The 13,734-nt window shown below is 47.0% G+C and carries 10 protein-coding genes; 6 read left to right on the forward strand and 4 right to left on the reverse strand.

Annotation, left to right across the window (positions count from 1 at the left end):
• Positions 1-88 precede the first annotated feature (88 nt).
• The gene (locus FTT68_RS01490; RefSeq protein WP_005176807.1) at positions 89-1,018 is read left to right on the forward strand and encodes a LysR family transcriptional regulator; all 930 of its coding nucleotides are present in this window, start codon (positions 89-91) and stop codon (positions 1,016-1,018) included.
• A gap of 82 nt (positions 1,019-1,100) precedes the next feature.
• On the opposite strand, the gene FTT68_RS01495 is transcribed toward FTT68_RS01490, so the two are convergent.
• On the reverse strand, positions 1,101-2,312 hold the full coding sequence (locus tag FTT68_RS01495; protein ID WP_005176809.1) for an aspartate aminotransferase family protein: 1,212 nt from the start codon (positions 2,310-2,312) through the stop codon (positions 1,101-1,103).
• 162 nt (positions 2,313-2,474) lie between these two features.
• On the opposite strand from FTT68_RS01495, the gene grxD reads away from it, so the two are divergent.
• Entirely contained in the window at positions 2,475-2,816 is a 342-nt protein-coding gene (grxD, locus tag FTT68_RS01500; RefSeq protein WP_005176812.1) for a Grx4 family monothiol glutaredoxin, read from the forward strand.
• 55 nt (positions 2,817-2,871) lie between these two features.
• On the opposite strand, the gene FTT68_RS01505 is transcribed toward grxD, so the two are convergent.
• The gene (locus FTT68_RS01505; protein WP_171526934.1) at positions 2,872-5,484 is read right to left on the reverse strand and encodes a Lon protease family protein; all 2,613 of its coding nucleotides are present in this window, start codon (positions 5,482-5,484) and stop codon (positions 2,872-2,874) included.
• A gap of 202 nt (positions 5,485-5,686) precedes the next feature.
• On the opposite strand from FTT68_RS01505, the gene FTT68_RS01510 reads away from it, so the two are divergent.
• From FTT68_RS01510 to rpmE, 4 genes are all read left to right on the forward strand, one after another.
• The gene (locus FTT68_RS01510) at positions 5,687-7,843 is read left to right on the forward strand and encodes an MFS transporter (protein WP_180175125.1); all 2,157 of its coding nucleotides are present in this window, start codon (positions 5,687-5,689) and stop codon (positions 7,841-7,843) included.
• A gap of 1 nt (position 7,844) precedes the next feature.
• Complete coding sequence (gloA, locus tag FTT68_RS01515) at positions 7,845-8,246, forward strand: lactoylglutathione lyase (protein WP_005176820.1); 402 nt, start codon at positions 7,845-7,847, stop codon at positions 8,244-8,246.
• A 156-nt stretch (positions 8,247-8,402) separates the two neighbouring features.
• Complete coding sequence (locus FTT68_RS01520; RefSeq protein ID WP_104472970.1) at positions 8,403-9,383, forward strand: bile acid:sodium symporter family protein; 981 nt, start codon at positions 8,403-8,405, stop codon at positions 9,381-9,383.
• 206 nt (positions 9,384-9,589) lie between these two features.
• Entirely contained in the window at positions 9,590-9,817 is a 228-nt protein-coding gene (rpmE, locus tag FTT68_RS01525; protein WP_005176824.1) for a 50S ribosomal protein L31, read from the forward strand.
• A gap of 71 nt (positions 9,818-9,888) precedes the next feature.
• On the opposite strand, the gene FTT68_RS01530 is transcribed toward rpmE, so the two are convergent.
• Together FTT68_RS01530 and FTT68_RS01535 are read right to left on the reverse strand one after the other, a co-directional pair.
• Positions 9,889-12,006: an EAL domain-containing protein gene (locus tag FTT68_RS01530; RefSeq protein ID WP_180175126.1), complete on the reverse strand. Its 2,118-nt coding sequence runs from the start codon at positions 12,004-12,006 to the stop codon at positions 9,889-9,891.
• Positions 11,988-13,733 carry a GTPase gene (locus FTT68_RS01535; RefSeq protein ID WP_180175127.1) on the reverse strand — a complete coding sequence of 582 codons (1,746 nt, stop codon included), beginning with the start codon at positions 13,731-13,733 and terminating at the stop codon, positions 11,988-11,990. The genes FTT68_RS01530 and FTT68_RS01535 overlap by 19 nt, the downstream gene beginning before the upstream one ends.
• Position 13,734 lies beyond the last annotated feature (1 nt).

Raw genomic sequence — 13,734 nt, forward strand, 5'->3', positions numbered from 1 at the left:
TTAAGTGCAAAACGTAAATTTCACCGTATAATACAATGAGTTGCTTTTATCAAAGGTAGGAGCATCTCATAAGTTCAGAGGGAAATTTATGTTAGATCAACTTCGAGCAATGGGTGTATTTGCTTGTGTTGTTGAAAAAAGCTCGTTTAGTGGCGCTGCGCGTGAACTCGGTATCACCACAAGTGCTGTAAGTCAGCAAATTCGTTCTTTGGAAAATGAAATGGAAGTAACGCTGTTACACCGTTCCACCCGAAAACTGAGTTTGACTGAAGCTGGACAAGCTTTTTTCCACAGCTGTCAGGAAATGCTCGCCGCTGCGGAGCGTGGTAAAATACGCATTAATGAATTACGCGATGACCTGGTAGGTGATTTGCGTATCGCAACCACCCCGGAACTGGGTGCGAATCATGTCATTCCGGCATTGTCGCACTGGATGTCAGCCCATCGTGGCTTGGCCATACATGTCGAAGCGGACAATCAGTTTATTGACCTGATTGAAGGTCGGATTGATATTGCTTTGCGCATGAGTTCAAAAATTGAAGATAGTCAGCTGAATGTAGTGCCACTGGCGCGCGTTGAGCAGGTTCTGGTGGCATCACCAAGTTATCTGAACCAGACCACACCGGTGTCACGTCCTGAAGATTTAAAAAATCATGACCTGATTCCAGTAAATTTGATGAAAAATTATGCCAGTTTTTCATTTCATCACGCCAGTACGGGTGAAGTGGTCGGACTGGACATGAGCTCTCGCCTCACCACAAATAATGTTCTGATTGCCAAATCATTATGTTTACAAGGGCACGGAATCGCGAGACTTTTATATCTAGATGTACAAAAAGATTTAATTAACGGTTCTTTGGTCGAAGTATTACCTGAATGGAAATTGCCGACCTTTACATTGTATGCGATTACGCCAAAACGTGAGCAGCAGCCAATGAAAGTGCATCGTTGTCTGGATGCTTTAAAACAGTATTTTTGTCAGTTACCTGGCGGCAGAATTTACCAGGAAGCCTCATAAAATATAACAATTCAGAAATTAAAAAAGCCGCATCATGCGGCTTTTTTATGCAGATTGAGATCTGTTGAGATCAACACGCGGCTTAAGCCAGGAACGTTTTGATCATTTTCACCAGACGTTCAACCAGCTGATCGGCCTGTTCCTGGCTAATGTTCAAGGTTGGCAGTAAACGCACCACGGAGCCGGCGGTCACATTGACAATCAGTTTGTATTCATCACGGGCAATATCCACCAGTTCTGCGCAGGCTTTAGGTAATTCAATCCCGATCATCAGGCCAAAACCACGCACGCTGACATTTTGGTCAGCCAGCTGGTTGCGTAGCTGCTCAACAATATAGCTACCCATTTTTGCGGCATTCTCGACCAGATTTTCTTTCTGGATAATATCAATCACGGTGTAGACCACACGTGACCCCAGGGCAGTACCACTGTAGGTTGAACCATGGTTACCGGCCGTGAGTACACCCACACCGCGACCTTGGGTCATCACTGCACCAATCGGGAAGCCATTGCCCAGGCCTTTGGCAGTGGTTAAGACATCTGGCACAATATTGGTGTGCTGATAGGCAAAATATTTACCGGTACGGCCGTTACCAGTTTGCACTTCATCCAGCATCATCAGCCAGTTGTGCTGGTTACAGATGCGGCGGATATCTTCTAGGTAGCTAAAGCCTTGAGGCGCGGTATTAACACCGCCTTCGCCCTGAATTGGCTCAACCAGAATCGCGACGATGTCCGGATACTGAATGGCGGCTTCTTCAATGGCTTCAACATCACCAAACGGTACACGGATAAAACCTTCTACCAGCGGTGCAAAACCTTCCTGGACTTTTTTATTGCCGGTGGCAGATAGGGTTGCCAGGGTACGGCCGTGGAACGACTGATCGGCGACAATAATTTTCGGATTGGCAATGCCTTGTAAATAACCAAATTTACGTGCAATTTTAATGGCACCTTCATTCGATTCTGCACCACTGTTAGAGAAGAAGACTTCTTCCATACCAGCGACTTCTGCCAGTTTTTGTGCAGCGGCAGTTTGCCAAGGCACTTCAAACAGGTTGCTGGTATGAATCAGGGTCGCGGCCTGATCCGCGATGGCAGCAGCAATTTCCGGATGAGCATGACCTAAACCACAGACTGCAATACCGGTCAGGGCATCCAGATATTCGGTGCCATCTTCAGTGTACAGATAAGCGCCTCGGCCGCGGACAAAGCTGATCGGCTGACGGCCGAAGACGGGCATCAAATGAGACGGTTGATCAGTTTGCACAGGGGCAAGGGTAACGTTGTTCATGACTAACTCTTATCTGTAAGAAAGAAAGGAAAAAACTTATATAAGCAAAATCTGCCCCCGATTGAAAGTGTAAATGTAAATAAAAATGGAAATATTGCTTTAAGCATACTGTTTTGCTGTGTTTTCGGTATAATGCAAAACAGATTAGTTGAGGATTTATCAATGACTGAACAAGCACGCGATACCGAAGCGTTAATTCGTGACCAAATTGCTAAACATGCAGTTCTTCTTTACATGAAAGGCACACCGCAATTCCCACAATGTGGTTTCTCAGCTCGTGCAGTAGAAGCGCTCAGTCAAATTGGTCGTCCATTTGCCTATGTGAATATTCTTGAAAACCAGGATATTCGTGCAACTTTGCCGAAAATTGCCAACTGGCCAACTTTCCCGCAATTGTGGATCAATGGCGAGTTAATTGGCGGTAGCGATATTATGCTGGATATGTTCCAAAAAGGTGAGTTACAGCCTTTGGTTGAACAGTACAGCCCAGCGCCTGAAGCTTAATTCAGTCGTATAAAAAAGCGCCTTTCGGCGCTTTTTTGCTTTTTTAGACCGGCCATTATGAGCCAGTCTGGTTACGGGCATCTTCTACCGGAATAGCCTCAATTGCTGCTTCAGCAGGCTGATCTTTTTTCTTGGCCTTTTTTTCTTTCTTGGCTTTTTTCTTTTTCTTTGGCTCTTCCTCTTCAATTTCTGCGCCATCTTCAATGGCTTGCCAGTATTCAAGCTGCGCCATCACCATGTCATAAATCGAGCCTTTGCTATAACGGCCTTTTTTATCCAGTTTACCGACCGGACGCGCCATCAGAATTTCTAGCGCCTGATCAATCACATCAATGGCATGAATATGGAATTCGCCTTTTTGCACCGCTTCAATCACATCTTTACGCAGCATGAGATGCTGCATGTTTTGACGCGGAATAATCACGCCTTGCTTGCCGGTCAGGCCCTGTAATTTACAGGCATCATAGAAACCTTCAATTTTGGCATTGACGCCGCCGACAGGTTGTACCTGACCCAGCTGGTTCATGGAGCCGGTAATGGCCCAGGACTGATCAATCGGTAACTGGCTGATTGCTGAAATCAGGGCAGACAGTTCCGCAACGGTGGCGCTATCACCATCGACCTGACCATAGCTCTGCTCAAAGGCCAGTGCGGCAGAGAAGTGTAGAATCTGTTCGCGGCCAAAATGGGCTTTCAGGAAGCTGGACATTAACAGCACGCCTTTGGCATGCAGCGAGCCACCCAATTCAACACTGCGTTCAATATCCAGAATATCGCCGCCGCCCTGATAGACCGATGCCGTCAGGCGTGAAGGCAGACCAAACTCGACATCGGCATAATGAATCACGGACAGGGCATTGATCTGACCCAGACGATGACCTTTGGTTTCAATCAGCTGGGTGCCGCGTGACAGGTCTTGCCAGTACAGTTCACGTAAATAGCCTAAGCGATATTTACGATGATCCAGCGCCATGTTGATATGTTCTTCTGACACCATCTTTTTGTCGGCTTGTACCGCATGATGATGTGATTCCCGAATCAGATCACCCAGCGTCAGGGCATGTAAGGACAGCGAGCTTTGGTCCTCGGCCAGACGACTCGAGTCGGTTAACAGCGCGGCCAGGGCAGAGCGGTCAAAGGGCAGTAGTTTATCGGCCTGAACATAATCAGCTATCAGCTGCATATAAGCCTGCTCATTGGTGTCATTACGTTGTAATGTATCGGTGAAGTCGGCACGGATTTTAAAGACGCTGCCCAGCTCCGGTTCGACTTCCAGAATTTCATAATAGATTTCCGGCTCGGCCAGTAGAATGACCTTTAAGGTCAGGGGAATTGATTCCGGTTCAATCGAAATACTGCCGGTTAAAGTCAGCATATGTTCCAGTGAGGACAGTTTTAGCTGGCCCGATTTCAAGGCACGTTTCAGCCCTTGCCAGGCATAAGGCTGTTCCAGTAACTGTTCGGCTTCCAGAATTAAAAAACCGCCATTGGCACGATGTAAGGCACCGGAACGGATTAAGGTGAAGTCAGTGGTGATGGTGCCGTTCTGGGTCATCTGTTCCACATGACCGAGCAGGTTGTAGTGGGTCGGGAAATCTTCAAAGATCACCGGCGCACCCGAATTCGGTTTATGCGTGACAACAATATTGGCCTGATAACGCGCTGGCACCCGGCTAAACACTGCCGGAGTGAAGTCATCTTCTTCCTGTTCCAGCACCATTTCAACATTGTTGATAATGTCTTCGGCATAGTATTTCAGATAGTCTTCAAGCCCTTGAACCTCTGAAAATTTATTCAGCAATAAATCAATCCGCGGCATCACCACCTGTTTGGCAATGTCACGATTCAGGACCTGAACCCGATCGCGGGCATCATCTTCCAGATCGCCCAGATGCAGACCCAGACGTTCCAGTTTTTTATCCATATAGCGCATATTGGCGGCAATTTCGGCGCGCTCTTTGCTACTTAAGGCATTGACATCTTCCTGGGTCATTTCCTGCAGCTGGTCATCTTTAAACTGCACCGGAATAAAGCAGTGCTCGTCATTGCGCGAGACCAGTTTTAAATCCAGCGTTTCACCTTCTTTGGTCAGTTCAATGAGGGCCTGTTGCTGTTCATCGCCAGTTTGCTGGCGAATCTGTTCAATGCGGTTGTGATAGGTTTCGGCGCTAAAACGGCGTTCCAGCTGTTTTAAAATGGTCTGCCAGCTCTGATGCAGCTGGGTCTGGAATTTTGGTGCCTGACCGGCCGGCAGTCGCAGGGCAATGGGCTGACGCGGGTTTTTAAAATTATTGACATACACCCAGTCATTTGGCGTGGCCATGGTTTTGGCATGCTGCTGCAGTAAACGCCGGATCATGGTGCGTTTGCCCAGTCCTGCCGTACCGACCGCAAAAATGTTATAGCCGGAATAAGGCAATGCAATGCCGGCTTCTACTGAAGCGCGGGCACGATCCTGACCCAGAAAATTATTTAAAGGCTTAATCCGTTTGGTGGAGGCCGGAATTTTTTCCAGATCCGGAATATGGGTCAGCTGTTCCGGGCTTAAGCGGGTGTTATTAAGTGTCGTTTGAATTTCGGCTTGTTCGAAGGCTGAGGTAAGAGTTTGTTCTGGTTGTAAAACTAATGTTTGTTGTTCGGTAATTGAAGCAGATAAAGAAGAGGTCATGTGCTCGTGTCTTTGCGTCACTGTGAAATCCAAAACGAAATTATTGCAATAGAGATTTAAGGTATACAGGTTTAATAGAAAATTTCAAGCCAGGCCGCTGCATTTCTCCAGAAAATCACAGGGCGTTTGCATAAATCAGGTTGAAACCAAATCCATTAAACGATTGAATAGCAACATTCAGTTTTTTGACAAAAATAATGTAATGACAACACAATCTACAGGATGGAAATCTGCCTTTACCGCATTTTTAGATCGGCGTGCGCTGATCATGCTGTTTCTTGGCTTCTCGGCCGGTATTCCCATTCTTCTTATTTTTTCCAGTTTATCGTTATGGTTAGGTGAAGCCGGCATTAGCCGTAATGCCGTAACTTTCTTTAGCTGGGCGGCGCTGGGTTATTCATTTAAGTTTGTCTGGGCACCATTAATTGATGAGTTACCAGTGCCATATTTAACCCAAAAACTGGGCCGGCGCCGGGCCTGGCTTTTAATTGCCCAGGTCCTGATTATATGCGCCATCTGTATTATGGCCTTTTCAGATCCGGCCTTAGGGCAGACGCATCTCTACCAGATGGCGGTGGGTGCGGTGCTGCTCGGTTTTGCTGCGGCCACGCAAGATATTGTGATTGATGCCTATCGTATTGAGCTGGCTGAAACCCAGATGCAAACTGTATTGGCTTCGACCTATAACGCCGGTTATCGTATCGGGATGATTGTAGCTGGTGCGGGCGCTTTATTTCTGGCGGCGTATCTGGGCACGGCTAAAGGCAACTATATTTATGAGGCCTGGAAATACACCTATCTGGTGATGGCGGCGGTGATGCTGATCGGGATGTGTACCACGCTGGTGATTCGTGAGCCGGTGGTGGAGCGTGTCCGTAAAGAATATAAACGCAGCGATTATTATCGACTGGTGGTGGTGTTTTTTGTTGCCGTGATCAGTTTTGTGCTGAGTTATATCTATTCCGGTCAGGCGCTGGATGCGCTGAAAAACCAGCTCAGTATTCAGGATTCCTTCCTGCTGTTTACGCTGGAGGCGATTCGCTTTATTGGCTCGGGTGCGGTGGCTTTACTGATCGGAACTGTGCTGGTGAAACTGGGTGCAGTCAATAAACAGATGGCTTTTGAAACCTGGGTGCATCCGGTCGCGGATTTCTTTAAGCGCTATGGTTTAAAGCTGGCTTTGGTGTTACTGCTGCTGATCGGGTTTTATCGGGTTTCGGATATTATTGCAGGGGTCATTTCCAATGTGTTTTATCAGGACCTGAACTTCAGCAAAGAACAGATTGCTGAAGCAGTCAAAGTCTACGGGGTGATTTTCTCGTTGGTGGGTGGCTTCCTGGGTGGTTTGCTGGCCCAAAAAATGAATATCATGAAACTGATGTTTCTGGGCGCAGTGCTGGCCAGCTCGACCAACCTGATTTTTATTGGACTGGTCAAATCCGGGCAAAGCCTGAGTGATGTGCAGGTGAATGTCGGGGCGCAGCAATATAAGGTACAGGCTGATGAAGCCGGTTACTGGAGCATACAGGTACCGAGCAACGTGCTGGCTCAGGCCAATCAGATTCAGGTACAGGCACAATACGCCAATCAGTCCGATCAGGCGCAATTAAGCATGCCGTATTTGCAGCAGACCGGCACAGCCCAAATCCAGTTATTACCGATTACCTCGGATGACCGGATTTCTGCACAGGAAGCCGAGCAAAGTCTGGTGATTCGCGGGCAGCTGAGTGGACTCGATGCTGTACAGCTACAGCAAGAACAGCCGCTGAGTCTGGTTCTGGATGGCAAGGAATATCCGGCCAAGCTGGAAGAGGGCGGTCTGTTTAGTGGTGTGATTGAAGGCCAGCAGTTACAGACAGCGCAAAATAGCACGATTCAGGTGCAGGCCCGATTGCTGGATGGCAGTACACTCAGTGCTAACCGCAGCTATCAGCTGGCACCGCAACATCCGGCGCTGGATATTGATATTCAGGCCCTGACACCGGTGGATATCAACGCTGATGCAGCGGTAGAAGTTCGCGGCAAGGTGATTAAACCGTATAGCAGTTTATGGCTCTATCTGGCAATTATTATTGATAACCTGGCCTCCGGTCTGGCCGGTGCGGCATTTATTGCCTTCCTGTCCAGCTTAACCAGTGTGTCGTTTACCGCTGTACAATATGCGATCTTTAGTTCGCTCATGACCCTCACTCCTAAAATTTTAGGTGGATATTCAGGTACCATAGTCAATAATATCGGTTATCCGAGTTTCTTCCTCATGACCACGCTGCTTGGAATTCCGATTCTGATTCTGGTGGTGTGGGTGGCAAAATTATTGCGTGCTCATGAACACGCTCAAATTCAACAAAAGGACGAATAATATGCGCATGCTGCATACCATGTTACGTGTAGGCAATTTAGAACGGTCATTGCAGTTCTATACTGAAGTACTTGGCATGACTTTACTCCGTAAACGTGACTACGAAGAAGGCCGTTTTACTTTGGCATTTGTCGGCTATGGTGATGAAGACAACCATACCGTGCTGGAACTGACCCATAACTGGGATACAGACAGCTATGAGCTGGGCAATGGCTATGGTCATATTGCCATTGCAGTGGAAGATGCTTACAAAGCCTGTGAAGAAATCAAGGCGCGCGGCGGCAATGTGGTGCGTGAAGCGGGTCCAATGAAAGGCGGCGTGACCGTAATTGCCTTTGTGGAAGATCCGGACGGTTATAAAATCGAACTGATCCAGCAGGATGACAATGCCCGCAATAACTAAGTTGGCGCAGTAGTATAGCGCCACAAAATAGTGAACATTAAGCCAGCAGACTAGCTTTATTGTTCCGGCCCAGTAAGATGGAACTTTACCGTGAGGTAAAACCCGCTGACTGGGCTTTTTTATGTCGATGCAAAAATAAAATCACAGGATGTAGACATGCTAAAACTACTTGCATTGGATCGCTTTACCATATTGTTAATTGTGATGGTGATACTGGCCAGTATCGTGCCGGTGTCTGGACAGGTTGCTGAAGTCTTTGGCGTTATTACCACGGCGGCCATTGCGGTGCTGTTTTTTTTACATGGCGCAAAGCTGTCCAGAGAGGCAGTGGTACAAGGCATCATGCACTGGCAACTGCATACGCTGGTGTTTGCATTTACCTTCTTGTTATTTCCCGTCTTAGGTCTCATAGCCAAACCCGTATTACTGCCGTTGCTGGGACAGGAGCTGTACTGGGGCTTTTTATTTATGTGCTTCCTGCCCTCTACAGTGCAGTCTTCTATTGCCTTTACCTCGGTTGCACGCGGCAATGTCGCCAGTGCAGTCTGTAGCGCGTCTTTTTCCAATATTGCCGGCATGTTCATTACCCCGGTTCTGGTCAGCCTGTTTATTTTTGGTCAGTCGCAGCACGATTATGATCCGACCTCATCCATTATTCAGATTACCTTATTGTTATTGGTGCCTTTTATTCTGGGGCAATTGCTGCGGCCGTGGGTCTATCCATTTTTGGTCAAGTTCCCAAGTCTGGTTAAAGGCTTTGATCAGGGCACCATTTTAATGGTGGTCTATGGCGCCTTTAGTGGCGCCGTGGTGGCCGGACTGTGGAATGAAGTCAGTGGCACAACGTTACTGATTTTAACTGTGGCCTGTTCGGTGTTACTGACCATCATCATGCTGCTGGCGCTGTACATCCCGAAATGGTTGGGCTTTAAACGTGAAGACCAGATCGCGATTTTCTTCTGCGGCTCTAAAAAAACCCTGGCCAGTGGTGTACCGATGGCGCAGATTCTGTTTATTGGCCAGCCTTTGGGCATGATTGTGCTGCCAATCATGATTTTCCATCAAATCCAGCTGATGGTCTGCGGCATTATTGCCAATTACTGGTCGAAGCAGCCTGAAATTGAGAGCAAAGAATAATTCGCATATTGGCATAGATTCACGTATAATATGCCCCAACTTGTTGTGCTTAGCTCTGACGGTATCCGTCTCGGTGGGCCAAAAGAATGGTCTGTTGTGGTGTTGGTCTGCAGTTTATCTCGAATAAACAGCTTTTTTCCTCAGTCTTGAGAGTGATCAATTGCGACGACAGCAAAACCTTCTTTAATCTTATGGAGTAATCGACGATGCGCGCCGATATTCACCCAAAATATGAAAAATTAGTTGCTACTTGTTCATGTGGTAACGTGATCGAAACTCGTTCAGCTGTTGGTAAAGACACTCTTTACCTAGACGTATGTTCAGCTTGCCACCCATTCTACACTGGTAAGCAAAAGAACGTTGACACTGGCGGTCGTATCGACAAGTTCAAACAACGTTTTGCTGGTATGTCACGTTCTATCAAACGTGGTTAATACCCAGAATGAAAAAAACGGGCATTTGCCCGTTTTTTTGTGCCTGCACTTCAGGCGAAAAGTACAAGACCTTATTGGTCTTGTACATCAATGAGATGATCCAGTTTCTTCTGGAAGTAATCACCCTGAATATAACGGACATCCACATTCCAGGCGTTGGCAAACAGGTTCATATCGTTTAGTTCATGCAGCACCACTTCCACCGGCTTGATTTCGCTAAACTGCTGAATCTGTTCCTGTAACTCCTGAGTCGCGCTATCTTGCATCAGTTTGCTGGTCAGCGATGGATGCAGGGTCACATATTGCACATCCAGCTGTTTAAGAATGGATTCGCTATACATCGACTGGCCGAATTCACGGATGGAAATCTCCGCACCATGCTGATGCAGCAAATGCATCTGCTTTTGGGCATCCATCAGGTTCTGGCTCACATCTTCTTCAGAGAATTGCAGAATTAACGGATAAGCCTGCTGACTGCCCACAATGGTAATCAGTTTGGACACAAATTCCGGGAACGCGCGGTCTTGTAACAGCACATGCTTGTTCAGGTTAACAATCAGCTTGGCTTCCGGATATTGGGTAATGAAGTTGTGTAGCTGTTTGCAGGCTTCGACCAGAATCCAGCGATCCAGTTTAATTGAGAGTTCCGGATCTTCAGCCAGATCAACCAGCCCGGTCAGACTTTTCCATTCTGCTTGATGAATAAAGCCGCTGCTGACTTCATAGGTATATAAATTGCTGTCCTGTTTGTCATACAGTTGCTGGTATTTCAGATGAATTTCATTACGATCCAGGCTGTGGCGTAAGGCGCCTAATAGCGATGAAGCAGCGGTTTCGACCACAGGTGCAACCTTTGGCTCGACAATTTCCAGCGACAGATCGGTCATGGATAAATCCAGTCCGAGGCTTTGCTCATCTTTTTGCTGATAAGGCAGTGCGGTTACAAAGGCACGTTCCATCAGCTGTTCAAACTGGGTGCTGTCGGCAATTTCACCTTCTAGTACCGCATAGCCCATACGGAAATTCAGCGGATAACTTTGCCCATTGACGCTCAATAACTGCGGTTTACTCAGTGAGCTGAGACCAATCAGTTTGGAATGCAAAATGGTGGTTGATTCTGCCTGAAACAAGCCAATATAGATCGATGAATTGACCTTGAATAAAGGCACATTGGTCTGTTCTTTCAGGAAGGTTTTAATATTACCGAAATAGTTTTTCAGCGTAACCCAGTCCGATTGCAAGACTTTTTCAGGGCAGGAGGCCAGGGCAAATACCACCAGCGCATTAATTTTGGATGGCTGATTGTTCAGGGTGCGGTTAATCAGCTGATGGGTCGGCTGCTGACCAGCTGTGCTTTCATGGCTGGCTTTGGCTGGTGCTGCAGCGGCCTGCTGAATATCAATGGTCAGCTGCAAGGCATCTTCATCAGTGGCCGGTAAAAATTCCAGCTGTAGCGGATTTTGCGCGGCGACATGACTATTTAAAGAGCTGTAGCTGAAACGGCCTAAATCAAACAGACCTTGCGATACTTTTTTAAAGCGCAGTTTAAAATCGGCTAGATCTTCCGGTTGCAACAGGTCAAGCAAAGGCAGACCAATAATCTCATCTTCATTCTGAAAGCCAAACAGCTGTAAATATTCCTGATTGGCCTGTACATGAATGCCTTCCTGAATAATCGCCACCGCCTTGTTGCTGTCTTCCACCAGAGACTGCGCCTGCGTCTGGGCATTTTCCAGCTCTTCTTTGAGCTGGGCATGGGTTTGCTGCAAACGGCTGAAAGAGAGGGCACGAAGCAGACCCAGATAGAAACTGTCACTATCGTTCAGGTTGACCAGATCATAAATGCCTTTGCGGATGAGGGCGCTATATTGGGTGGCATCATAGTCTTCAGGTTGCAATAACACCAGCGGTAAATTCGGCTGTTTTGAGGCGCGAATCAGGGTCAGGGCCTGATCAATTTTCAAGTCGTAGGCGCGGCCAAAAATCACCACATCCCAGGTTAAATTCAGCTGTTTTTCAAAATTTTGCAGGTCATCGAGCAGGGTGGCCTGCACGGTATGTTCCTGTGCATTCAGCTGTTCGCAAATCTGATTAAAACGGATTTGGTTATCATCGATAATGAGTAAACGTGTTTCGGTACGTTTAAATTTTTTAGATAGTAAAGGATTTCTCACTTCAACGCTTCCCATAAATCTTGATTCTTAACGTCATTCATCTGCTTGTGAATAAAGGCATCGACTGTGGCTTGCTGCTGGTCATTTAACAGTTCAAAGTCAAAACGCATAAAGCTTTGAGTAATGAGTAACGGTTTAATTAAAAAGACTTTAATGTCTTCATCCCCTAAACGCAGCTGTACGGTCTGCTTGTCTCTTAATAATTGAATCCCCGGTAAAATAAGATGAGTGCTGACTTCATTCAGCTGTGAGCTCTGCATGAGCAGGGCAGGATGATAATGCCCGCTATGCCGGTCAGATTTCACATAGACGGCACATGGAATAATGTCCTGCGCCAAAACTTCAAGGCCCAGTTCCAGGGTTTTGTCAGTCGACTGTTTAATCCAGCGAATCACACCGCCACGCCACGGACTTTGCGGATTTTCCTGCACCAGAATAAATTCACCGGTTTTAAGGTTTTTTGGCGTTTCACCTTCCCATTTAATCCGGTAACCATTCACACTGATATCCAGCACTTCCGCGCCGTAAATCTGTTTGGCCTCGCGGTCCAGATTCTGGATTTTACTGATGTCGGCAGTGGCATGACTGTGCATCTGGTTGATGAACTGGCTTTCACTCTGGAACTGGTAATTTTCACCCAGTTGCAGGGTTTCCTGAAAATTCTTGCCTTTAGACAAATAGAAGTGCGCCACGCTTAAGCCAAAACAGATTTTGACCTGGGCCGAATATTCATAACGTTCATGGCGACGCTCAGGATTATGAGTGAGCAGGGTATGAATATGAAAATGCAGGGCCGGAGTTAAAAACAGCTTTTCATTGCGGGAGAAATGTTCGGCCTTGCGGCCCTGATTTTCACTAATATGATCCAGCAGTGCCTGCGTCGAAATAAAAATATCCGGCTCAAAATCACCCGATTGATGCGAGTTATAAATTGGCGGATAGTCTTTGTTGGTATCGACAATATAGCGTGACAGGGTGGTTTCTTTGGGTAAAATCTGAATCAGCTTGACCCAGTCAAAACTGCAGAGATACAGCCCCTGAATTTCGGCCGGACGAATCTGATGGGAATTGAAAATATCCAGCAGGATTAATTGCGCATATGCCTGACTGATATTTTGCAGCTGATGCTGGGTGCCTTGCAGATGGTTAATATTGTTCTGATGAAAATTGTGCTGCAGCGCGCAGTTAAACAGTTGATGCGCAGTGAGCCATTGCCCGGAAAATGGCGAGCTATATAGCATCTGTTGCTGATACAGCAATAAGGTCAGTTGTTGCAGCGCATAATAGGTGGCCACAGTCCGCGCAGTCTGCAGGTTATTTTTCAGGTTAAAGGCAAAAATGGAAAACTTCTGCTGGGCCAGCTGGCGGTGACTGCGGCGCGCGATTTCAATATAGACTTTGGCAAAATGACTACGTAACAACAGCGCCAGCTCGATAATGTGCTCATTGCGGTCGCTGCTAATCAGACCCTGGTTAAAAAAGTGTTTTTCCAGGCTGGTCAGGACATTTTCCAGCGTCGGGTGAATGGCCTGAATCAGGTCAAAGCGCAAGGTTTCCTGACATTTGAGTTCAGAAATTTCCAGTAAGGCTTTGAACAAGGCTTTTGACGAGTCCCCAAGCTGTAAAATGGATAAGTCAGCTGCCCACTCCTGAATACTTTTGACAGAATTCTGGCAAAAACTGAGCTGTTCCAATTTCAGCTCAGTGGCAACCTGAAAAATATCTGAATGATTCATAGTCATC

Origin of the sequence: Acinetobacter sp. Q85-2 (assembly GCF_013420555.1) — a bacterium.
GTDB lineage: Bacteria > Pseudomonadota > Gammaproteobacteria > Pseudomonadales > Moraxellaceae > Acinetobacter > Acinetobacter indicus.